The sequence below is a fragment of the Gammaproteobacteria bacterium genome, from assembly GCA_029884425.1.
Lineage (GTDB): Bacteria > Pseudomonadota > Gammaproteobacteria > S012-40 > S012-40 > JAOUHV01.
This window is the reverse complement of the sequence record JAOUHV010000013.1, coordinates 1-23205: the sequence shown is the minus strand read 5'-3', so window position 1 is coordinate 23205 and position 23205 is coordinate 1. Positions and strand designations below refer to the sequence as shown.

At 54.2% G+C, this 23205-nt stretch carries 23 protein-coding genes; 5 read left to right on the top strand and 18 right to left on the bottom strand.

All coding sequences use genetic code 11. The annotated features are described in order from the left end of the window. Nucleotides 1-48: 48 nt before the first annotated feature. Nucleotides 49-654, bottom strand: coding sequence for a peroxiredoxin C (locus tag OEW58_05480; GenBank protein ID MDH5300798.1), 606 nt, complete (start codon nucleotides 652-654; stop codon nucleotides 49-51). A 265-nt stretch (nucleotides 655-919) separates the two neighbouring features. Then, complete coding sequence (locus tag OEW58_05475) at nucleotides 920-1819, bottom strand: hypothetical protein (protein MDH5300797.1); 900 nt, start codon at nucleotides 1817-1819, stop codon at nucleotides 920-922. Nucleotides 1820-1973: 154 nt separating this feature from the next. On the opposite strand from OEW58_05475, the gene OEW58_05470 reads away from it, so the two are divergent. Continuing rightward, nucleotides 1974-2177, top strand: coding sequence for a SlyX family protein (locus OEW58_05470; protein ID MDH5300796.1), 204 nt, complete (start codon nucleotides 1974-1976; stop codon nucleotides 2175-2177). Nucleotides 2178-2223: 46 nt separating this feature from the next. Next, nucleotides 2224-3690, top strand: a complete 1467-nt coding sequence (gene ubiD / locus OEW58_05465) for a 4-hydroxy-3-polyprenylbenzoate decarboxylase (protein ID MDH5300795.1) — start codon at nucleotides 2224-2226, stop codon at nucleotides 3688-3690. 18 nt (nucleotides 3691-3708) lie between these two features. Here ubiD and OEW58_05460 read toward each other — a convergent pair whose 3' ends face one another. The 16 genes from OEW58_05460 to OEW58_05385 form a co-directional block, all read right to left on the bottom strand. Then, nucleotides 3709-5952, bottom strand: coding sequence for an ATP-binding protein (locus OEW58_05460; GenBank protein ID MDH5300794.1), 2244 nt, complete (start codon nucleotides 5950-5952; stop codon nucleotides 3709-3711). A gap of 140 nt (nucleotides 5953-6092) precedes the next feature. Then, on the bottom strand, nucleotides 6093-7346 hold the full coding sequence (locus OEW58_05455; protein MDH5300793.1) for a DUF3570 domain-containing protein: 1254 nt from the start codon (nucleotides 7344-7346) through the stop codon (nucleotides 6093-6095). Further along, nucleotides 7337-7549, bottom strand: coding sequence for a DUF4266 domain-containing protein (locus OEW58_05450; GenBank protein ID MDH5300792.1), 213 nt, complete (start codon nucleotides 7547-7549; stop codon nucleotides 7337-7339). Before OEW58_05450 ends, OEW58_05455 begins: the two co-directional genes overlap by 10 nt. Nucleotides 7550-7557: 8 nt before the next feature. Next, nucleotides 7558-8757 carry a ChaN family lipoprotein gene (locus OEW58_05445; GenBank protein ID MDH5300791.1) on the bottom strand — a complete coding sequence of 400 codons (1200 nt, stop codon included), beginning with the start codon at nucleotides 8755-8757 and terminating at the stop codon, nucleotides 7558-7560. A 23-nt stretch (nucleotides 8758-8780) separates the two neighbouring features. Beyond that, nucleotides 8781-9722, bottom strand: a complete 942-nt coding sequence (gene lipA, locus OEW58_05440) for a lipoyl synthase (GenBank protein MDH5300790.1) — start codon at nucleotides 9720-9722, stop codon at nucleotides 8781-8783. After that, nucleotides 9712-10347, bottom strand: coding sequence for a lipoyl(octanoyl) transferase LipB (lipB, locus tag OEW58_05435; GenBank protein ID MDH5300789.1), 636 nt, complete (start codon nucleotides 10345-10347; stop codon nucleotides 9712-9714). The genes lipA and lipB overlap by 11 nt, the downstream gene beginning before the upstream one ends. Before the next feature lie 2 nt (nucleotides 10348-10349). Further along, nucleotides 10350-10622 (bottom strand): DUF493 domain-containing protein, encoded by a 273-nt coding sequence (locus OEW58_05430; protein ID MDH5300788.1) that lies wholly within the window; start codon nucleotides 10620-10622, stop codon nucleotides 10350-10352. 32 nt (nucleotides 10623-10654) lie between these two features. Continuing rightward, the gene (locus tag OEW58_05425) at nucleotides 10655-11506 is read right to left on the bottom strand and encodes a D-amino acid aminotransferase (GenBank protein MDH5300787.1); all 852 of its coding nucleotides are present in this window, start codon (nucleotides 11504-11506) and stop codon (nucleotides 10655-10657) included. A gap of 2 nt (nucleotides 11507-11508) precedes the next feature. Next, nucleotides 11509-12657, bottom strand: a complete 1149-nt coding sequence (locus OEW58_05420) for a D-alanyl-D-alanine carboxypeptidase (GenBank protein MDH5300786.1) — start codon at nucleotides 12655-12657, stop codon at nucleotides 11509-11511. Nucleotides 12658-12680: 23 nt separating this feature from the next. After that, on the bottom strand, nucleotides 12681-13454 hold the full coding sequence (locus OEW58_05415; GenBank protein MDH5300785.1) for a septal ring lytic transglycosylase RlpA family protein: 774 nt from the start codon (nucleotides 13452-13454) through the stop codon (nucleotides 12681-12683). Between the two features lie 76 nt (nucleotides 13455-13530). Next, a complete protein-coding gene (gene mltB, locus OEW58_05410; protein MDH5300784.1) occupies nucleotides 13531-14559 on the bottom strand; it encodes a lytic murein transglycosylase B in 1029 nt (342 codons plus the stop codon). Between the two features lie 27 nt (nucleotides 14560-14586). Further along, on the bottom strand, nucleotides 14587-15654 hold the full coding sequence (gene rodA / locus OEW58_05405) for a rod shape-determining protein RodA (GenBank protein MDH5300783.1): 1068 nt from the start codon (nucleotides 15652-15654) through the stop codon (nucleotides 14587-14589). A 71-nt stretch (nucleotides 15655-15725) separates the two neighbouring features. Further along, nucleotides 15726-17573, bottom strand: a complete 1848-nt coding sequence (gene mrdA, locus OEW58_05400) for a penicillin-binding protein 2 (protein ID MDH5300782.1) — start codon at nucleotides 17571-17573, stop codon at nucleotides 15726-15728. A 16-nt stretch (nucleotides 17574-17589) separates the two neighbouring features. Further along, entirely contained in the window at nucleotides 17590-18075 is a 486-nt protein-coding gene (gene mreD, locus OEW58_05395; protein ID MDH5300781.1) for a rod shape-determining protein MreD, read from the bottom strand. After that, entirely contained in the window at nucleotides 18072-18869 is a 798-nt protein-coding gene (gene mreC / locus OEW58_05390; protein MDH5300780.1) for a rod shape-determining protein MreC, read from the bottom strand. The genes mreD and mreC overlap by 4 nt, the downstream gene beginning before the upstream one ends. Nucleotides 18870-18932: 63 nt before the next feature. After that, nucleotides 18933-19979, bottom strand: coding sequence for a rod shape-determining protein (locus OEW58_05385; protein ID MDH5300779.1), 1047 nt, complete (start codon nucleotides 19977-19979; stop codon nucleotides 18933-18935). 116 nt (nucleotides 19980-20095) lie between these two features. On the opposite strand from OEW58_05385, the gene gatC reads away from it, so the two are divergent. The 3 genes from gatC to gatB all read left to right on the top strand — a co-directional run. Next, a complete protein-coding gene (gene gatC, locus OEW58_05380) occupies nucleotides 20096-20383 on the top strand; it encodes an Asp-tRNA(Asn)/Glu-tRNA(Gln) amidotransferase subunit GatC (GenBank protein MDH5300778.1) in 288 nt (95 codons plus the stop codon). 110 nt (nucleotides 20384-20493) lie between these two features. Then, a complete protein-coding gene (gatA, locus tag OEW58_05375) occupies nucleotides 20494-21942 on the top strand; it encodes an Asp-tRNA(Asn)/Glu-tRNA(Gln) amidotransferase subunit GatA (GenBank protein MDH5300777.1) in 1449 nt (482 codons plus the stop codon). Nucleotides 21943-21975: 33 nt separating this feature from the next. Further along, nucleotides 21976-23205: Asp-tRNA(Asn)/Glu-tRNA(Gln) amidotransferase subunit GatB (gene gatB, locus OEW58_05370; GenBank protein ID MDH5300776.1), on the top strand; the 1230-nt coding region annotated here is incomplete at its 3' end.

The following is a 23205-nucleotide window of genomic DNA, read 5'->3' as shown; positions in this document are numbered from 1 at the left end:
ACAAAAAAACCGGAGCAAGCTCCGGTTTTTTATCGATCGCAAAATTTCTTACAGCTTGTCGGCGTTGCCGGCCAGGTAAGCAGCGACACCGTCTGGTGAAGCGGTCATGCCCTTGTCGCCTTTGTTCCAGCCAGCTGGGCAAACTTCGCCGTGTTCTTCAGTGAACTGCAGCGCGTCAACCATGCGGATCATTTCGTCAACGTTACGGCCCAGTGGCAGGTCGTTTACCACTTGGTGGCGCACTTTGCCGGTCTTGTCGATCAGGAACGAACCACGGAATGCAACTGAACCGTCTGGCAGTTCCACGTCGTAGGCTTTGCAGATGGCGTGAGTCATATCGGCCACCAGAGTGTATTTCACTGGACCGATACCGCCCTTGTTCACGGGCGTGTTACGCCAGGCGTTGTGGGTGAAGTGAGAGTCGATGGACACGCCGATCACTTCCACGCCGCGCTTCTTGAACTCGTCCATGCGGTGATCGAACGCGATCAGCTCGGAAGGGCAAACGAAAGTGAAATCCAGTGGGTAGAAAAATACCACTGCGTATTTGCCTTTGGTGGCCTTGGCAAAGTTGTATGTATCAACGATTTCGCCGCTGCCCAATACTGCCGGTGCAGTAAAGTCTGGTGCTTGACGTCCTACGAGTACGCCCATGATGGTCTCCTTATCAGCAAGGTGGATTTAAGAAGCCGCTTACCACCGTGAGGTAGATTGCGGGATAATTCTTTGATACCCAGAAGGGGTAAATCTCCCACTAGTCTACTGGGAAACCTGCGACACTTCAAATTTAGTCCAAGAATAATAGCCGTTGTGTGGGACGCTGTGTTTTTGGGTGACTTGCATGGGGAAGTTAAGCTGGCGCGACTAAAAAAAAGGGCCACCAATGGTGGCCCTTTGAGATATTGGCGATGGATTGCCCTTACCAGGTGTGAGTATTGGCCACGACGGTACCACCGATGGTGCTGGTAATGGTTGCGTCGGTGCAGCTGTTGAACACCACCTCAACCGTGTTACCGAGGCTGTCGGCTACCGTGATGCTGCCCTCAGAAGGTTGCCAGGCTGGAGCGCAGTTAAACTTCAGGGCTGGGTAGGTGGTGATGTCGACGTAGCCGTGGGTTGGATGGTAGATACGGGCGTTGACGGTGTATCCCGTGGCGTTGTCGCCAATTACGTCGGCATTTTCGACGCGGTACACGGTGCCGTCAGTGCCACGGAAGTCGCTGAATTCAGTGGTTGTCATGTTGACATAGTCGTATTCAAAACCACCGCTGAAAGTGAAGGTTTCACCCTGATAGATGATGGTAACGTTGGTGAAGGTCATGCGTTGGAAAGTGGCGTTGTCGTCGAAATAGGAGATGCTACCGGAAATAAGGATTGGGTCAGGAGTGCCTGTAAAACCGAAGTCCATATCCATGCAGAAATTGTTGTAGACGATGCTTCCCGACGTCAGATCACCATTCATGGTGGCAGAGCCGCCGCAGTCGCCGGGTATGGTTTGGGCGGCCAGCTTGGGTTGCCCAGCAGTCTCGGCGCTGGCTGCTTTTTGTCTAATGAAGCCAACCGAGTCCTTGGCCTTCATGACTAGCCCTGAAGAACCCAGCGGATTGTTGTTTGAAGTAATGCCGAAGTTAACCGCTTCGGTGGCTGCCAGGCCAAGGGTGTCGGCGTTGCTGCTGTCGATGGCGGCGGCGGTTGTGGTGCCGCTAAATCCGAGAACAGCGGGGGCTGGGCCACCGCCACCGCCGCCGTCATTACAGCCACTGACGGCGGTTACCAACAGCAGTGAAATGAAGCCGAGGCGTAGGGTCGAGTTAAACATAATGCACTCCTGTGATTTGAATGGGTTTGAATAATCCTTGTGCGGTTATTGGCCGCAAATCCACTAACGACCTTGATGTGGGCCTACTTGAGCTGTCGGTTTACATACGGTGCTGGATGTGGGCTAGAATGCGGTTTTTTGTGAGGGTCGAACCGTGGAAGAACGCATCATCGAACTGGAAACCCGTCTGGCCTACCAGGAGGACCTGCTGCAGGAGCTCAATGACCGCATTGCCGAGCAGCAGTTGCAGATTGACAAGCAGGCGATGCAGATCGGTTTGTTGCGGCAGCAGATGCTGGCGGTGACGCCGTCGAACGTGGTGGATCTGAGCCAGGAAACGCCGCCCCCCCATTATTGAGGCAGTGCTATAATCGCCGAAAATCAAACCATTCCGGCGAGAATCAATGAAATACAAGGATCTGCGCGAATTTATCGCGAACCTCGAAGCGCGTGGCGAGCTAAAGCGTGTCAGCCTGCCCGTGGACCCCAATCTGGAAATGACCGAAATCTGCGACCGCACCTTGCGCGCCAAGGGGCCGGCGGTGTTGTTTGAAAATCCCAAGGGTTATGACATCCCGGTGCTGGCCAATTTGTTTGGCACGCCCGAGCGCGTCGCCATGGGCATGGGTGAGGAAAGTGTCGAAGCGTTGCGCGAAGTGGGCAAACTGCTGGCGTACCTGAAAGAACCCGAGCCGCCCAAGGGGCTGAAAGATGCCTGGGAAAAATTGCCGGTGTTCAAGCAAGTGCTCAACATGTCGCCCAAAGAAGTATCGCGTGCGCCGTGTCAGGATCATGTGATCGAAGGCGATGCGGTGGATTTGTCTAAGCTGCCGATCCAGACCTGCTGGCCGGGCGATGCTGGCCCGCTGATTACCTGGGCGCTGGTCGTCACCAAGGGGCCGAACAAGGAACGGCAGAACCTGGGCATTTATCGCCAGCAGGTGATTGGCAAGAATAAAGTCATCATGCGCTGGCTGGCGCATCGTGGCGGCGCGCTGGATTTTCGCGAGTGGCAGCAAAAATATCCGGGCAAACCTTTCCCGGTGGCGGTGGCGCTGGGCGCTGATCCGGCGACGATTTTGGGCGCGGTGACGCCGGTGCCTGATACCTTGTCGGAATATGCGTTTGCCGGCCTGCTGCGCGGCAGCAAAACCGAAGTGGTGAAGTGCAAAGGCATTGATTTACAGGTGCCAGCCAGTGCCGAGTTCGTGCTTGAGGGTCACATTTATCCCGACGAAATGGCACCGGAAGGGCCGTTTGGCGATCACACCGGCTACTACAACGAGGTGGATAATTTCCCGGTGTTCACTATCGAGCGCATCACCCATCGCGACAAGCCGATTTATCATTCCACCTACACCGGACGTCCGCCCGATGAGCCGGCGATTCTGGGCGTGGCGCTGAACGAAGTGTTCGTGCCGATTCTGCAAAAACAGTTTCCGGAAATCGTCGATTTTTATTTGCCGCCGGAAGGTTGCTCCTACCGCATGGCGGTGGTGAGCATGAAGAAACAGTATCCCGGCCACGCCAAGCGGGTGATGCTGGGGGTCTGGTCTTTCCTGCGTCAGTTCATGTACACCAAGTTTGTGATTGTTTGCGATGACGACGTTAACGTGCGTGACTGGAACGATGTGATCTGGGCCATGACCACGCGCATGGACCCGGCGCGGGACACGACAATGATTGAAAACACGCCGATCGACTATCTTGATTTTGCTTCGCCGGTTTCTGGTTTGGGCTCAAAAATGGGTATGGATGCCACCAACAAATGGCCGGGCGAAACCACCCGCGAATGGGGTGTGCCCATTACCATGAGCGACGAGGTCAAGCAGCGTGTTGATGCAATGTGGGCGGAACTGAATCTGCTGTAACGAGTATCGCTGGCGGTGTTATGCCGCCAGCGGCAGGGTGACGTAGAACGTTGCGCCTTTATCGGGATTGTTGTGGAAGCCAACGCTTCCACCCATGTCTTCGGCCAGTTTTTTGGAAATGGCCAGTCCCAACCCGGTACCTTTCTGGACGGGGCGGTCATCGGAACCATCGGCCTGTGAGAAGCGGCTGAAAATCCTGTCCTTAAATGGGTCGGAAATGCCTGGCCCTTGGTCGCGGACGTAGATTTTGACTTGATTGTCCACTTGCTCAATGCCAAGGCCCACGCGAGAACCCTGGGGCGAAAACTTCACGGCGTTGGAAATAAAGTTGGTGATGATTTGCAACAAACGGTCGGCGTCAGCGACGACAGCAAGATCGGCGGAATGTTCGATGACCAATTCGCGCGCCATGTTTTGCGCGAAGGGCAAATTGTCCGTAGCGGCGCGTTGCAACAGTGGCCAAACGTCGATTGTGTTTAGACGATAACTCATGGCGCCGGAATCCAGTTTTTCAAAATCCAGCAGATCGTTGATCAGCAATGACAGGCGCTCGACGTTGCGGCTGGTGATGTCGAGCAGCTTTGCTGCTTCATTGGGCTGGCTTGCCATGGCACCAGAGGCCAGCAAGCCGATGGAGCCTTTAATGGATGTCAGTGGCGTGCGTAATTCGTGACTGACATTGGCAATGAATTCCTGCTTGAGTCGCTCGGCTTCTTTGCGCTGGCTGATGTCCACAATGATGCAGCTAAAAATGATGCCGCGCTTCAGGTGAATTTCGCTGGTGGAAATTTCAACAGGAAAGTTGCGACCGTCGCGGTGGCGCGCGGACAGTTCGCGCCGTCCTGCCTGGTTGTTCTCACCCGAGAAAAAATCGGGGAAGATTGTCGAAATGTTTTTGCCGATAATATTTTTCGGTGATTGCCCAAACATGACTTCGGCGGCGTGATTAAAACTTTCGATTCGGCCATGTTGATCCAGAGTAATAATGCCATCAATAGAACGCTGCAAAATGGAATCGGTTTGCAGATTAACCTCTTTGAATGATTCCGCAACGTGCTGCGACATTTCTTGCGATTGACTGGAAAGCTGGTGCAGTTCGGAAATGGAGCTTTGTGGCCATGTCAGTGATGCACCATCACGCAATTTGTTGATGATGTTTTGGGTGGTGTTGGCCAGGCTGATGATTTGTAAACTCAGAGCGCGACTGATTACAAAGGCAATAAAGGCGGCGATGAAAACAACGATTGCCAGTATTTTCAAAGAATCTATCTGGTGGCTCTGGATCTCATTCATGACCTCCAGACTGGGGCGTGCCGCCAGAATACGAAATTGATTAGACGCATCCGTCGATTCATAGAAATACAGCGCTTTTTTCCACCAGACCATGAGTGGCATGCTGTTTCTCTCTGGCCACCAGATCTGTAAACCAGACGGATAGGTTTGCGTGCTGCCCTGGTCTGAGAAAATGCTGCTAGCCGTAAATATGGTGGTGCTGGCAAGAATTTCGTTGTTGCTATTCAAGAGCGCAAGCTGGGTGTCGCCGGCAAAAATGTTGGCTGCGTCGCGGAACGTGTTTGAAAGTTGATCCGGGTCATTGTTATCGGCAGCGTGAAGATTGATATATTTTGATACTGCCTGGGTTTGCAGTTTTAAATCCGTGAGTACGTTATTGGTGCTGCTGTCCAATGAATCCTGGTTTTGGTGAATGATAATGGTCAGTGCTGCAAATAAAGACAGTGACAGCAAAGTGGAAAAAATCACATCGCGCAGTTCCAGTTTTACGCCGTTTTGGTGGTTAAATCTGCGGGTCAATATGGTGATTAAGTGAATGAGGTGCGTGGCAACAATGGCATTGATGATGCCGTTGATGGCCTGTTTGAACATAATTAGCTGGGTGGCGGTACTGCCCAGGTTGAGCAAATTGCCGTAAAAAATAAACACGATAGGCATACCAATAAGCAGCCAGTACACGCCATCGGCCGCAGCAATACTGGAAAATCGTTTTTTGCACAGCAGATGAACGACGGCAATCTCCAGCGAAAAAATGATGATCGCGTAGGGATGACCCCATAGAAAGTAGGTATAAGTGCTGGCAATGATGGCGACGGGCAGCGCCACAGCAATGCCAAAATAGCGCAATGCGACGAGGGTGATTATGCTGCCGAACAGAAAATCGACGCCAAACAATAATGGCAAGCTGAGTAAATTGCCTGCATATGCCAGCAGGCTTATTAATGCTATCAGGAATATTTTTTTAGTCATGCTCATTGGCTGATTGAAATTTTCTGAGTGATTTTGGGGTGATAGCATAACTCCGTTGCTACGCAGGATTTAACGGCGATTGCCGATGGAAATAAACAGTTTTTTTGCGCGGAAATAAAGTGATCGCGGGCCAATTCAGGCTAATAGTCCCATTTCATGCTGGCCTGAAATAGTGATGCTCTGAGGGTGTCGAAGCGTCCGTTGATGTCTTGTTGTTCCAGGTAAACACCACGGAGTTTCAATTCGCCGCTGCTGCCCAGTGGCCAGGCAATGGCGCCGCCGACGCTGTAGGACTGCATGGAGCCCAGGCGATAGTCGGCGCTGGCGTAGTCGAGATTGCCAATATTGCTGACGATATCACGGCTGCTGTAATCGGCGGACGGGCCATCGACTAACGCGTAGTGATAAAAATCGGCGGCGGTTTGTTGGTAAATCCGCCCTTCCGGCTCGATGTAACTGCCGTTGGAAAGTTTGATGTGTAATTTTACAGCCAGCGATTGGGTGTTGATTTGCCAATCATCCTGGTAGTACTGATAGCTGGCGTTAATACTGGTGAGGTTGTCGCTGAATTGATGCAGATATTGCAGCGTCAGGCTGTTGCCGACTCGCGAATCAGGGCGGCGCTCGTTGTAGTACGGATCAAGATTGCGGTGCAGGCCGGTAGCGGCGCTGATGTAAGAAATAATTTTGTAGGGGTCTGTCAGGTACCCCTGCTGCACCACTTGACCAACGGTGGCGGCAATAATGCTGCGTCGGTCCAGAATGTGACTGATGCCCAAACTGTATTTGTGTGTAGTTTTGGTTGCGGAAAATTCACGCGCTGATAAATCTGTCGTGGTGGTTAATCCCAGAGGGATTTGATGCGATGGCACTACGTCGTCGACGGTGAGCGATGCGCCAGCGCTGATGGTCGTCATGCGGTTGTTGAATTCCTTGCTGATCATGTCGCCAGCGGCGGTTGACTGATAATCGGTTTCAACGCTGTAGCTGGCGTTGAGGTTGTTGCTGAAACTGGCAGAAAACTTGTGATCCCAGCTGAGGTTGGTGTTGTAGTGCTCGTCAGCAAACGGCACGTGCGGTGTTTCATTGGCGCTGACTTGTACCGTTTTGTTCGAGGCCGTAGTGGTGGTGTAGAGGTGACCATCGGCAATGGCTCCGCTGGGCGATGAACCGGTCATGGTGTCATGTTGCAGCAGCACGCTGATGCTGTCAGATTCGCTGATTTCCTTGCGCAGTTGAAGAATGTTTTCGTTAACGCTGATGCCGTTTTCCTCGGCATAAAAAGCGGTGGTGACATTGATGCCGGAGTTGCTTAATGCCGCGGCCTGGATTGTTGGGGCCAGCAGTGTGCTGGTGGCGGCAGATAGCAGCAGGCTGATATTTTTCAGTTGCATCCACAACCTCCACCGGCGACACCGCTGACGGCGCGACTGGCTTCACGGGAAAAGTGGATTTTGTCGTCCAGCGCGCCCGCCATGGGGTCGCCGGATAACTGCATGTGTGGCTGGGCCAGAATGTCTCTATGCCAGGGCTTGAGTGGCTCGCTGGCGCAACCACCAGCGAGCAGGCAAATCGATACAACTAAAACGAAACGCAAAGTTGAACTTACTCCGCAGAATGTTTGTGCGGGGGGAACTTGGCAATCAGCTCAAGGGTTTTATTCCCACGCTGTACTGTTATCGGCAACCAGGTGCCCCTTGGCATATTTTTTACAACATCAACGACATCATTGACCTTGCTGACCGGGCTGCCGGCGACTTGCACAATCACGTCGCCGGTTTTCATGCCCATGGCTTCGGCGAGGCTGCCGGGCACTAACTTGGTGACGCCTATACCTTTTTCAGAAGGCTCCAGATAAATTCCCAACATCTGGCGGTGTTTTTTCTGGGTGGCATCGTTGTCTTTGTCGGGCGGTGTCATGCCAAAGGCAAGGTCGGCCAAACCCGGTTGCAACAGGTCACAGTCGATGGCGCCGTCCCAGGGCATAAGGGTGCGCAAGGTATGGTCGCCCAGATCCTTGAGCTGGTAGGGAATGCCATAACCGCCCATGATGTGGCCGGCGCCAACGATGCCAACGAACAAGCGGTGTTTGTCCTGGCCGACGGCGCGATGGGCAGTTTCAGCCATGGCGCGATCCCAGATTTGCTGGCTTTGAACGAAACGCAGGAAGCCTGGGTCGGTGACGTTAAATTTCTTTTGTTCGCCACTGTTATGCGGCATGTGCTGGCTGAAAATGTCAGCGAGCGAATTGACGTATTCCTCGGTCGCAGGGGCGGGGTCGCTGATGCCTTCGCGTTCCTCGGCGGGAATGCTGGCCCAGCCATTCTGGCCAATGCGCTGAATCAGGCTGCGATCCACGTTCATGGCGTAGATGGGAATGTGGTGCATGCGGGCAAACTGGAACATGGGCATGTAGTAGTTGGCGTCGTAGGCCCAAATGTTTTCCCAGTCAGTGGCTTTGAGGAATTCTTTTTCGGTCAGTTCGCCGTTAATCCAGCGATCGAGCACGGGTTGCAGTCGGCGCGGGAAAGATTCAAAGCCAATGGCCATGTCGGGCTGCAGGGCGTGGAGTTTGGCAATAGTATGCAATTGCCAGCGGTGATGCTGGACATTGTCGTGGTCTTCGCCAAGTAATACCACCTGCTGTGCCGCCAGATCGCGGATGGCGTCGGTGGGCGTCAATTTTTTGTTATCGCTGATGTGAAGCCACTGTCCCGGGGCGACGCAGGCGGTGTTGGTGGCCGCCCAGGCTGCATTACCCACTAACAAACTACCGACCAGTAACGAGCCAGCAAATCCTTTCATGGCACATCCTCATTTTGTTGTTGTTATTTAATAATTTCACCTGCAGCCTGTAAGTCCGCGTGGTAGGAGGAGCGTACCATGGGGCCGCTAGCCACATTGGTAAAACCAATGGATCTGGCGTAGTCGGCAAGTTGGTCAAACTCGTCCGGGGTAACGAAGCGGTCGATCGGGTGGTGATGTAGACTCGGCTGCAAATATTGGCCCAGGGTTAACCAGTCACACTGATGGGCACGCAGGTCACGCAGCACTTCGCGAATTTCTTCCAGCGTTTCGCCCAATCCCAGCATTAAACCAGATTTGGCGGGAATGTGGGGGTAGAGTTGTTTGAATTCACGAATTAATTCCAGCGAATACTGATAATCCGCACCGGGGCGGGCCTGTTTGTACAAGCGGGGCACGGTTTCCAGATTGTGGTTGAACACGTCCGGCGGTGACTGCGAAAGAATTTTCAGCGCAATTTCGCGACGGCCGCGAAAGTCCGGAACCAGCACTTCGATGCGTGTTTGCGGTGATTGCTCTCGCACGGCCTGGATGCAGCGGCTGAAATGTTCGGCACCACCGTCGCGCAGGTCGTCACGATCCACCGAAGTGATGACGACGTATTTGAGATTCATCGCCTTGATGGTGCCGGCCAGATTGGTCGGCTCGTTGTCATCCAGCGGATTGGGGCGGCCGTGGGCAACGTCGCAGAACGGGCAGCGACGAGTGCAAATGTCACCCATGATCATAAAGGTGGCGGTGCCGTGGCTGAAGCATTCGCCCAGATTGGGGCAGGAGGCTTCTTCGCAGACGGTGTGCAGATTGTGTTCGCGCAACACGGCCTTGAGCTGGCTGACGGCCTGACCCTTGGGCGCTTTGACGCGAATCCACGCAGGTTTGCGAGGCATCTGCTGGGTGGGTTCGATTTTGACGGGGATGCGGGCGACCTTGTCTGCGCCGCGCTGTTTGTTGCCTTTAGTGTCCATCGATTACCTCGTCATACCCCAGAATGCGCGCCAAGTGGGCGGTTAGACGGGATTTTATCTGTTGTTCATCAATCGGGTCGAGAAATTCCCGCATCTGTGCGATTTGCAGGCCCGCGTAACCACACGGATTGATGCGGCTGAAGGGCTCGGTGTCCATGTCCAGGTTCAGGCTGAGGCCGTGGTAGCTTTTGCCGCCCTTGATGCGCAGTCCCAGCGCGGCGATTTTGCGCTCGCCAACGTAGACCCCAGGGGCATCGGGTTTGGCGTGGCTGTCGATTTGATAATCGGCCAGCAGGGCAACGATGCTTTGCTCCAGCGCCGTGACCAGTTGGCGGACGCCAAAGCCATTGCGTTTGACGTCCAGCAGGATATAGCCGACCAGTTGCCCGGGGCCGTGGTAGGTGACCTGGCCGCCCCGGTCGATGGGGACGACCGGGATATCGCCCGGCGCGAGCAGGTGTTCGGGTTTGCTGTTGCGGCCCAGGGTGAATACCGGCGGATGTTGCAGCAGCCAGAGTTCGTCGATTTGGTCCGGGGGGCGCTGGGCGCTGAACTGCTGCATGCGCAGATAAGTGGGTAAATAATCACATACCCCCAGATCTTTGCGAATGAGCTGTTTTGTCATGGCTATAGGGCCATGGTGACGAGCTCGTGAGCGCTTAGTTCGCGATAGATGTTGTCCAGTTGCTCGCGGCTGGTGGCAACGATGGTGATCGTCAGCGCCAGGTATTTGTTGCCCTTGCTTGGTCGGCTGCGAATGGCATCCTCCGCCAGGTCGGGGCTGTGGCGGCGGATGATTTCCAGTACCGCGATTTCAAATTCACTGCAATGCAGTCCCATGATTTTGATGGGAAAGTGGCAGGGAAACTCTATGAGGTTGTCAGGTGTCGTGTCAGTCATGGCGGGGAGAATAGGGGCGATCGGCGCATTTTTCAAGCCTGAGTCGCCAAATTGGCCTTGAATTGCCGATAGTGTCGCAGCATTTGCCGCCAGACCGGGCCGGGCTGGCCGTTGCCCACCGGGCGGTTGTCCAGTTCGGTGACCGGGACGATTTCGCGGGCCGAGCTGGTGAGCCAGATTTCGTCGGCGAGGTATAGTTCGTCTTGCGAAATGTCACGTTCCTGCGCCGGCATTTGGTGGGTATGCGCCAACTCCAGAATCAGATCGCGGGTGACGCCGGGCAGCAGGTGCGGGCCGTTGGGCGGGGTGACGATCACGCCATCCTTGACCATGAACACATTGCTGGCCGTGCCCTCGGTGAGCAGGCCATCGCGGATCAGGAATGCCTCGGATTTGCCCTGGCTGAAGGCCTGCTGCTTGGCGAGAATGTTGGCCAGCAGCGAAATCGATTTGATGTTGCAGTGCTCCCAGCGGCTGTCGGCCAGGCACAGGGCGCTGGCCGCTTCGGGTTCGGCGGTGCCGGCGACTGGCAGCCGCGTGGTCATGGCAAACACCGTCGGATTGATCTGGGTCGGGAACAGGTGGTCGCGCATGCCGGGGCCACGGGTGACCTGTAAATACAGGCTTTGGTCACCGCCGCCGTGTAATTGGATTAACCGTCCGACGATGTCGGTCCATTGTCGGGCATTGAGCGGCGGCGGCAGGTGAATGGCGTGCAGGCTGTTTTCCAGGCGCTGTAAATGCTGCTCCAGGCGAAATGCCTTGCCGTGGTATACCGGGATGACTTCGTACACGCCGTCACCCAACAAAAAACCACGGTCCAGAACGGAAACCGTGGCTTGTTCGCGGGCGATGAATTGCCCGTTGAGATAAACGGTGTTCATCGTTATTCGAAGAACATGAAGACTTCGTCCACCAGGGAGGAGGCAAAGCTGGCTTCGTTGACGTTTTTCAGCGCAATGAGCTGGCCGTCAGCAATTTTTTGATTACCCAGGGAAATTGTCACGTTGCCGTAAACGCGACCCTTGGCGGCAGGTGCGATGATTTTCTTGTCGACACTCATGGCCGCTTTCAGTGATTTGTACTGGCCGCGGGGAATGGTGACATACATGTCTTTGCTCAGTCCCAGTGCGATGTCGTCAGCATCGCCCTTCCAGATGCGTGATTTGGTCAGCACCTGGCCAGCGGAGTAGAGTTTGTGCGATTCAAAAAAGCGGAAACCGTAGGTGAGCAGTTTTTGCGACTCGGTGGCGCGGGCGTTTTCACTGTCGGTACCCAGTACGACTGAAATCAGGCGCATGTCGCCGCGCTTGGCGGACGAGGCCAGGCAGTAACCGGCGGAGTCGGTGTGGCCGGTTTTGATGCCGTCAACGTATTTGTCCTGCCACAGCAACTTGTTGCGGTTGTACTGGCGGATGCCGTTGTAGGTGTATTCCTTTTCGGAGTACAGCGAATAGTGTTGCGGAAATTCGGCAATGATGGAGCGTGCCAGCAGGGCCAGATCGTACGCGGTGGAGTAGTGTTCTTTGTGGGGCAAGCCTGTGGCATTCATGTAGTGAGTGCTGTTCATGCCCAGTTTTTTGGCGTAATGATTCATCAGTGACACAAACGACTCTTCGCTGCCGGCGATGTGTTCGGCCAAGGCAACAGTGGCGTCATTGCCAGACTGAATAATCATGCCGTGCAGCAATTCGTTGACGGTGACGGACGAGTCAAGCGCGAGAAACATCCGAGAGCCCTGCATCTTCCAGGCATTTTTGCTGATCACGACCTGGTCTTCTGCGCGGATCTTACCCGCCTCCAGCTCGTGAAAGGCGATGTACGCAGCCATCATTTTGGTCAGACTGGCAGGTTCAACCGTACGCTTGCTGTCCAGTTCGGCGATGATATTGGTGCTGTTGAAGTCCATCAAAATGTACGCTTTGGCGTCCAGTTTGGGGGAGGTGGCAACCACAGCGTTGGCGATACCCCAGCTGAGGCTAAGTATGGAAACAGCGGTTAGCTGTGAACAAAAACGGCGGAGTGATGATTTCATAGCAAATATTCAACTTACGATTGTTAATCGCTAACAACATGCGCGCTGTCTACGCCATACCTGGCCAGCTGTGCACGGAACTCCATGGCTTGTTCGCGATTAGTGAATGGGCCTAACTGCACCCGATAAAGGGAATTGCTGGTGTTTTTAGGAGCAATTTTTATACCGCTACTTATTTTAGCATCCAGTAATTTTTGTCGCATCTGTTCGGCATTTTCAAATTGATCAAAAGCACCTACCTGCAGATAGACCGTCTTGGCATCGATTGGTTGCACGGCAGTGTCGATAGTTTCAACCAGCACCGGTGCGGTGCCTTTTTTGAGCATGTCGAGTTTGTAGGCGGCGGCGTAGGACAGATCGATAATCCGATCCGAGTGGAAGGGGCCGCGATCATTGACTCGTACAATCACGGATTTGTTGTTGCTGAGATTGGTGACGCGCACGTAGGTTGGTAGAGGCAGCGTCTTGTGAGCGGCAGTCATGGCGTACATGTCGTAGGGTTCACGGCTGGACGTCAGGACGCCGTGGAACTTGGTGCCGTACCACGAGGCAAAGCCCTGTTCGCGGTATCCCTGGGCAGTTTTGAGCGGTACATAGGTGACGCCATAGACCTGATACGACGCGGGATTGCCATAGCGAGCCCGGGGTTCGGCGCGTGGCGTGGCATCGCTGACACGATTGAGGTCGATATCAACCCGATTCGGTGGCCCGTCCTGAACAAGTCGGGAGGTACTGCTACAGGCAGAGAGAGTAAAAATCAGAACCGGGACAAGAAGATAGTGCAATAAATTCAGCATGGCAGGCGGGCGTCGTGGTCACTTGTTTCATTGTAGGGGTTTGACCCTGCCTGGGTCAAACCCCTGACGCATAGTGTTACTGTTCCAAGGCAGCCGAGGTCAACTGCGCGTGACGCTTGCGGATTTCGTCGGAGAGCTGGAACACGGCCATGGCATAGTGCTGGCTGCGGTTGTAGCGGGTGATAACGTAAAAGTTTTGCAGCGCCAGCCAGTGCTCGGCGCCATCAACTTGCTGCAACTCTATCAGCGCGCCTTTTTCATCGGCAGACAGCGCGCTGTTCCAGCTGACGCCCATGGTCCGGGCTTCGCGCAGGGCGACGTTGGGCTGGTAGCCTTTTTCAACCAGCTGGCGGTACTTGTTGCCGCTGACCTGGGCAGGGACAGCAACCTGTTCACCGGTTTTCCAGCCGTTTTGTTTGAAATAGTTGGCAACGCTGCCTATGGCGTCTTCGTGACTGCTGATCAGGTCGCGCACGCCATTGCCGTCAAAGTCCACGGCGTACTGGCGGTAACTGCTGGAAATAAACTGTGGCTTACCCATGGCGCCGGCAAACGAGCCTTTAACTTGAAGTGGGTCCATGCCCTCTTCGCGGGATAGCAGCAAGAACTCTTTGAGTTCATTGGTAAAAAAACTGGCGCGGCGGGGGTAGTCGATGGCCAGTGTGGTCAGCGAATCAATGATGCGATTACTGCCCTTGTGCTCGCCAAAGCGGCTCTCGACGCCAATGATGGCGACAATGATTTCCGAGGGAACGCCATATTTTTGTTCAGCGCGCAGCAGGGCAGCAGCATTTTCCTGCCAGTAACGGGCACCCTGTTCGATGCGTTCGTTCTTGAGGAAAATGGAGCGATAGCGATGCCAGGGCAGGGCTTCAGCCTGGCGGTTCATCGAATCGATGACCTTGGGCAGCAGCGTGACCTGGGAGAATATGCTGTTCAGCTTGTCCTCGGAAAATTTGTGCTCAGAAACCAACTCTTTAATGAGTTTCTGCACTTCCGGACGTTGCTGGACTTCAGAACTCGCCTGGCTGGCGTTACTGCTAAAAACAAGGGTTAGCGCACATAATAGTGCGCTGCAGACGGGTTTGGTTGGCGTGCGGCCCATGGTTATTCCACCTCATTCGGGGTTGTCTCAGCTCTGCAAAAGCTTCCTATGAGTCTGTATCGACATCAGGATGCCAAAACTTGCCATCAATGTGACAACGGACGTACCACCGTAGCTGACCAGCGGCAATGGCACACCCACTACCGGTAGCAAGCCACTGACCATGCCGATGTTAACCACAACATAAACCATGAATGTCAGGATGAGTGCGCCAGCCAACAGACGGGTGTACGAGTCCTGGGCTTGATACGCAATTTGTAGGCCGCGTGAACCAATGTAAAGATAAATAGAGAGCAGGACGATGACGCCGATCAGGCCAAACTCCTCGGCGAGCACCGCAAAAATGAAGTCGGTGTGGCGTTCCGGCAGGAAGTCCAACTGTGACTGGGTGCCATTGAGCCAGCCCTTGCCGTAGGCGCCACCTGAGCCAATCGCAATTTTGGACTGGATGATGTGGTAGCCGGTACCCAGCGGGTCCGATTCGGGGTCGAGGAAAGTTAGTACCCGTTGGCGCTGATAATCATGCATGATGAAAAACCACATGATTGGCGCGACGATGGCCATGATCAGGCCGAAGCCGCCGATCAGGCGCCAGCTGAGACCCGTCAAAAACAGCACGAACAGGCCGGCACTGGCCACCAGAATGGCGGTTCCCAAATCCGGCTGTTCAAGAATGAGTACAGCAGGAACGAAGATAATTGCCAAGGCAATCAGCAAGTGCTGCGGGCGTGGTGGCATGTTTTTGGTCGACAAATACCAGGCGACCATCATGGGAACCGCCAGTTTCATCATTTCCGAGGGCTGAAAACGCATAAAGCCCAGATCCAGCCAGCGCTGTGCCCCTTTACCAATATCACCAAACAGCATGACCGCCAGCAACAGTATGACGCCCAGGCCGTAAAACCAGGGGGTCCAAAACGCCAGGTGATGTGGGGGAATTTGCGCAATGGCGAACAGCACAATCAGCGCCAGCAGCAGGCGTACTGCCTGGGCCGAGACAGTGTCGAAACTGGCTCCACCTGCGCTGTACAGAACAAATAATGCCAGTAATAGCAACGCGGCCAGACCGCCAAACAGTTGCCAGTCGATGTGCATGCCACGAACCAAACCGAGTGCGCCGCGCTTGCGGCGTCGATCTATCCAGGGACGATAGCGGTCTTCGAGCTTCATGGGCGGGTCCTCAGCATGTAGGTGTCCATCACCTGGCGGGCGACAGGGGCGGCAACGCTGCCACCGCTACCACCGTTCTCGACAATGACGGCGACGGCAATGACAGGGTCTTCGACCGGGGCGAAGCCAATAAACAATGCGTGGTCATGTAGCCGTTTGTCCAAATCCTCTTTGACGTATTGTTCTCCCTGGGCGATACCAAACACCTGGGCAGTACCCGTTTTTCCAGCGATGGTGTATTGCACATCGCGGCTAATGCCACGAGCAGTACCGCGGGCTGCATGCACGACATCCTTCATGCCCTGGATAACCTCTTCCCAGTTGGAGCGGTTGTTAATCGGGATGGGGTCGAGTGGTTTGGCTGGCAGAATGGTTTGCTGCTTGGTCAGGTAATCCTCAAACGCATAAGCCAGGCGGGGGCGTTTGCCGGTGCCATAGCCTGCCAATTGCGAGGTTGCAGAGGCCAGCTGCAGTGGTGTGGTCAAATTAAAGCCCTGGCCGATGCCGGTGATCAGAGTTTCGCCGGGATACCAGGATTCATTTTTAGTGCGGCGCTTCCATTCACGCGAGGGCATCAGACCGGGCAGTTCGCCGCCAATATCAATGTTGGTACGTTTGCCCAGACCAAAATGACTCATGTATTCGTACAGGCGATCTATACCCAGATCCAGAGCCAGATCGTAGAAGTACACGTCACACGATTCGACGATGGCCAGATTCAGATTGGTGTGACCGTGGCCTTCTTTTTTCCAGTCACGATAGCGGTGGTCGTCGTTTTTGAGGCTGTACCAGCCGTAGCAATCGATCGCCTGTTCGGGTTTGCTTAAGCCGTATTCCAGGCCCGCCAGGCCAACCATGGGTTTGATGGTGGAGCCTGGTGGGTAGCGGCCGCGGATGGCGCGGTTAAATAATGGCTGGTCGGGTGAGCCACTAAGCTCGGCATAGGTCTTGGAATCGATACCGTTGACGAACAGGTTGGGGTCGTAATTGGGCATGCTGGCCAAGGCAACGACACCGCCGGTTTTGATATCGATAGCGACAACCGCACCACGCTCAGCACCCAGGGCATTTTCGGCAGACAGTTGGGTGGCCGCGTCCAGATTGAGGATTAAGTTATTGCCGGGTTGGGGTGGTGTTTCTTCCAAAATGCGCAAAATGCGCCCCCGGGCGTTGGTTTCTACTTTCTTGTAGCCCACCTTGCCGTGGAGTTCGGTTTCGTAAAAACTTTCAACCCCGGTTTTGCCGATGTGGGTGCTGCCGTTGTATTCGGCCTGATCCAGTGTGGCCATTTCGTCTTCGCTGATGCGGCCCACGTAACCCACGGCCTGAACGCCCAGTGGGCCAAACGGGTAATAACGGGTCAGACGTGCCTGAATTTCCACGCCAGGGAATAAGTGGCTGCGCGAAGCAAACTTGGCGGTTTCTTCCTCGGTGAGGCGGAAACGCAGTGGCACCGGTTTGAAGCGTGATGTTTGTCTGCGCGCCTTGTGGAATTTTTCGAGATCACGTGGGGTGATTTCGATCAGTTTGCCAAGTCGGCGCAAAACATCGTCCATGTCCTCGATATGGGCGGGCGTGATTTCCAGGGTGAACGATGGAATGTTTTCCGCCATCAGCACGCCGCTGCGGTCATAAATCAGGCCCCGCGTGGGCGGCATGGGAACGAGCGCAACGCGGTTGTTTTGCGACAGGGTGCTGAAGTGTTCGAATTTGACGATTTGCAGGTACACCATCCGGACGATCAAAGCCAGCAGCAGTATGAACGTAATGACAGCGGCAGTGATGATACGGTTGGAAAACAGCGAGGTTTCTTGAATATGATCGCGTAAAATGTCCTTGGCCATGGATTATCGCATCGCCTCAGGTTACGCCGAATTTGCGCTGGAGATCTCGCATAAGCATGTAGGTCCAAGGCCAGATGAGTGCGCTGGTGAACGAGGGCATCCAGTACAGCCAGGAATTGGGCGATTGGCCAATGATGCCAAGAACCCAAACCACCAGCAGTTGCGCCAGTGCCACCAGGGTGAATACGCTCAGGGCCTGTTGCCAAAGAGGGTAAACGCGAATCTGTTGATGCAGTTTAACGGCGAGGAAGGCGACGATGGCAAAGGCCAGAGCGTGCTGCCCCAGCAAGGTGCCGACCATGATGTCAGTGATGAAACCAACGATCCAGCCCACGCTGATATTGACTGAGTTCGGTAGCGCTATGCACCAATAGACAAGCACCATCAGCACGAAAGCCGGGCGAAACGAGCCAGCCCAGTGTGGTAATGGGATCAGGCTCAACGCGAACGCAGCGATGAACGTCAGGGTGATAATGCCGATGTGGCTTTGGCGGTGGATCATGGCGCAACGTCCTCGTCGATCGACGATTGTGTCCACACCAGCAGGACTTCACGACTGCGATCAAGTTGCGCCAATGGCTCGGCTTGAACTCGGGCATAAGGCTGGGTGGGGTCTTGCTCAAAACGGGTTATTTTGGCTACCGGGTAACCTTTGGGATAAATTCCGCCCAAACCGGAAGTGACAACGAGGTCGCCCTCGCGGATGTCGGCGTTGTTAGGGATGTATTGCAGATCCAGCGAACCCAGACTGCCCGTGCCTGTGGCAATAGAGCGCAAGCCTGTGCGGTTGAATTGCACGGGAAGCGCATGGTTGGGGTCGGTAATCAGCATGACTGAAGTCGTTAACGGCGTGATCGCGACGGTTTGACCGAAGACGCCGTAGGCATCAATAACGGGCTGTCCCAGATAAACTTCGTGGCGTTGACCCTTGTTGATAAGAACTTTGTGGCTGAAGGGGTCAAAATCCAGCGCAAACAGTTCGGCAGCAAGCACACGATCGGGAACACGCTTGGATGCCTCCAGCAGTTCGCGCAGGCGAAGATTTTCCAGTTCCAGCGAAACGTATTTCTGCATCTGAGCCTGCAGAAATTCGTTTTTGGTTTTTAGCAGGGCATTGTTTTCCAGCAGCGTTTCGCGGGACGACATGTTTTCGCCCACCCAACTGCCAGCGCTGAACGGCAGATCTACTGCGTATTCCAGGGGATAGAGGAATATCGACAAGGTCGACCTGACCACATCCAGATAATGTTGCTTATGATCCGCGACCATCAGGCCAACGGACAATGTTGCCAACATTAGGAGTCGGGGCAGGGTCGCCTTGCCGTAGACGAACAGCGGTTTAATGGCCGATCTCCTGGATTATTCGACAGTGAAGATTTCGCCGCCGTGCTCATCAATGAGCTCCATGGCGCGACCGCCGCCACGAGCCACACAGGTCAGTGGGTCTTCGGCAACGATAACCGGCAGACCGGTTTCTTCCATCAACAGTCTGTCCAGGTCGCGCAGCAGAGCGCCGCCGCCGGTGAGCACCATGCCGCGTTCAGCAACGTCAGAACCCAGTTCTGGTGGTGTTTGTTCCAGCGCGGATTTAACGGCGGCAACGATACCGGCCAGTGGCTCTTGCAAAGCTTCCAGAATTTCGTTGCTGTTCAGGGTGAAGCTGCGAGGCACACCTTCCGCCAGGTTACGACCACGGACTTCGATTTCGCGAACTTCGTCAGCAGGATAGGCGGTGCCGATCTCCTGTTTGATCTTTTCGGCGGTAGCGTCACCGATCAGGGTGCCGTAGTTGCGACGCACATAGCTAATGATGGCTTCGTCGAAACGGTCGCCACCGATACGCACCGAGGCGGAATAAACGATACCGTTAAGTGACATAACCGCAACCTCGGTGGTACCGCCACCGATGTCCACGACCATCGAGCCGCTGGCTTCGCCGATCGGCATGCCAGCCCCGATGGCGGCAGCCATGGGCTCTTCAATCAGGAACACTTCGCGGGCGCCCGCGCCAGCAGCGGATTCCTTGATCGCGCGGCGCTCTACCTGGGTGGAGCCACAGGGAACGCAGACCAGTACGCGCGGACTGGGGCGGAAAAAGCGTGATTCATGCACCTTATATATGAAGTGCTGCAGCATTTTTTCGGTGACGGTGAAGTCAGCAATAACCCCATCTTTTAGAGGGCGGATGGCGGTGATGTTGCCTGGCGTACGGCCCAGCATGCGTTTGGCCTCCAGGCCAACCGCCGCGATGCTCTTGGGACCGCCGGGTCCACGGTCCTGGCGGATGGCTACCACAGACGGTTCCGCCAGCACGATGCCTTTGCCACGAACATAGATGAGAGTATTGGCCGTACCCAAGTCTATGGATAGGTCGTTGGAAAAAACGCCGCGTAAACTTCCAAACATGTGATTTCTGTCCTATAAAATTGTTGCGTAATCTACCAATGGGAAAGGCTTTGGGCAAGCAGCCAACTGTGGTAAGGTTCTCATCCTGTTTTTAACCCCCAAAAGTGGAGCAAGCCATGTCTCTGGAAAAAGCTGATGTCGAAAAAATCGCTCATCTTGCGCGTCTGTCCCTGGATGAAAAAGACATTCCTGCTTACGCCGAAAACCTTTCTAATATTCTTAATCTCGTTGAACAAATGAACAGTATCGATACCTCGGGTGTGGCTCCGATGGCTCATCCTCTGGATGCTGTACAGCGCTTGCGCTCCGATGAGGTTACTGAGATTGATCAACGCGATCACTTTCAAAAATTTGCGCCTGCCGTGGAAAACGGACTTTACCTGGTGCCCAAAGTTATCGAGTGATAACACATTAAACTTGAACGGGTTATTATTCCTGTTCATCAGTATAACAACATTATGCAGAAACTGTTCCCGTCGTGTATAAAAATATTGACGGCTAAATGAGAGTTCCCATGTTCGACAAGACCATTGCAGAATTATCCAAGGAGTTGCGTGCCAAAACGCTCTCCAGTACCGAATTGACTCAGGCTTACTTGCAACGCATCCATCAGCTGAATGCCCAGACAAACAGCTACGTTACCATTTGTGATGACATTGCTTTGGCGCAGGCCAGTGCTGCTGACAAAATAATAGCTTCAGGCAAAGGCGGAATTTTGACGGGTGTGCCTATCGCCCACAAAGACATTTTCTGCACAAATGGTGTACGCACCGCCTGTGGTTCGAAGATGCTGGACAGTTTTATTGCACCGTACAACGCGACTGTGGTCGATAAAATGGCGGATGCCGGCATGGTTATGTTGGGTAAAACCAACATGGACGAATTTGCCATGGGCTCGTCCAATGAAACCAGTTTTTATGGTCCAGTAAAAAATCCCTGGGATTTACAGCGCGTACCCGGTGGCTCTTCTGGCGGTTCGGCGGCGGCGGTTGCTGCGGGCCTGGCGCCGGCCGCGAGCGGTACTGACACGGGTGGCTCGATTCGTCAGCCTGCATCATTGTGTGGAATTACCGGTATCAAACCTACTTATGGCCGTGTTTCGCGTTACGGCATGATTGCGTTTGCTTCCAGCCTGGACCAGGCAGGGCCGATGACGCGTAGCGCAGAAGATGCCGCACTATTACTGGGGGCAATGGCGGGGTTTGATCCCAAGGATTCGACCAGTGTGGATCAGCCGGTGCCTGACTACACCGCAACGCTGAATAACGATCTGCGTGGCTTGAAAATCGGTTTGCCTAAAGAATATTTTGAAGCCGGCCTGAATGCTGACGTGGCAAAAGTGGTTGAAGCCGCAATAGCCGAATACAAAAAACTGGGCGCAGAAGTAGTCGAGATCAGTCTGCCCAATTCCAAATTGTCGGTGCCTGTTTACTATGTGGTTGCGCCAGCGGAATGTTCTTCAAACCTGTCGCGCATGGACGGTGTGCGTTTTGGTTATCGCTGCGAAAATCCCAAAGATCTGGAAGATTTGTACAAGCGTTCGCGTGGCGAAGGTTTTGGTCACGAGGTGAAACGCCGCATCATGGTGGGAACCTATGCGCTGTCGTCGGGTTACTACGATGCATATTACCTGCAAGCACAAAAACTGCGTCGTTTGATCAGCGATGATTTCAAAAAAGCCTTTGAAAAAGTTGACGTGATCATGGGGCCCGCTGCGCCGAGTACAGCTTTCAAACTGGGTGAGAAAAACAGCGACCCAGTGAGTATGTACCTCGAAGATATTTACACCATCGCGGTGAACTTGGCGGGTCTGCCAGGCATGTCCATTCCTGCCGGTTTTGCCGGTCAATTGCCTGTGGGATTGCAGATTGTTGGTAATTATTTCGCTGAAGCAAAACTGTTGAATGTTGCGCATAAATTCCAGCAGGCAACTGACTGGCACAAGCGCACTCCGTTTGCTTAATTGACGCGACGAATAAACGAGGTTGATAAAAATATGGAATGGGAAGTTGTCATTGGATTAGAAATCCACGCCCAGTTGGCGACCAAGAGCAAGATTTTCTCTGGGGCCTCTACCGCCTATGGCGCGATGCCGAACACTCAGGCCTGTGCTGTTGATTTGGGTTTGCCGGGTGTATTGCCGGTGTTGAACAAAGAAGCCGTCAAAATGGCGGTGAAATTCGGTTTGGCCAACAATTGCGAAATTACCCGTCGCTCGGTGTTTGCGCGTAAAAATTATTTTTACCCGGACTTGCCCAAAGGTTATCAGATCTCACAATTTGAATTACCTGTCGTGGGCAAAGGTAGTATTGATATTGAGCTGGATGATGGCGTGGTTAAAACCGTAGGCATTACTCGCGCGCATCTGGAAGAAGATGCGGGTAAATCGCTGCACGAAGATTTTCAGGGCATGACCGGTATCGATTTGAATCGTGCTGGCACGCCGCTGCTGGAAATCGTTTCCGAGCCGGATTTGCGCAGCGCCAAAGAAGCTGTTGCCTACATGAAAAAAATCCATAGCCTGGTGCGTTATCTGGAAGTGTGCGACGGCAACATGCAGGAAGGTTCGTTCCGTTGTGATGCCAACGTGTCCGTGCGTCCTAAAGGCCAGGAGAAATTTGGTACGCGCGCAGAAATCAAAAACCTGAACTCTTTCCGTTTCGTCGAGCGGGCGATTAACTACGAAGTGGATCGCCAGATTGCGCTGATTGAAAGCGGCGGCAAAGTGGTGCAAGAAACTCGCTTGTACGATGCAGACAAGGGTGAAACGCGTTCCATGCGTTCCAAAGAAGAAGCGATGGACTATCGTTACTTCCCTGATCCAGATTTGTTGCCGCTGGTGCTGGATGACGACTTTATCAGTGCTGTGCGCAAAACATTGCCCGAGTTGCCAGATGAGAAGAAAGCGCGCTTCATGAGCGAGTTTGGTTTGAGTGCCTACGATGCGGGCGTGCTGACCGCGAGTCGGGAAATTGCTGACTATTACGAAGCAACAATCAAGGCGGCTGGTGGTGAGCCCAAGCTGTGTGCCAACTGGGTAATGGGTGATTTCTCTGGTTTCCTGAACAAGGAAGGCAAGGAAATTCCAGATGCGCCAGTCAGCGCGCAAATGCTGGGTGGCATGATCAAGCGCATTGCGGACAATACCATCTCCGGCAAAATTGCCAAGACTGTGTTTGAGGCGATGTGGAATGGCGAAGGTGATGCAGATCAAATTATTGATGCT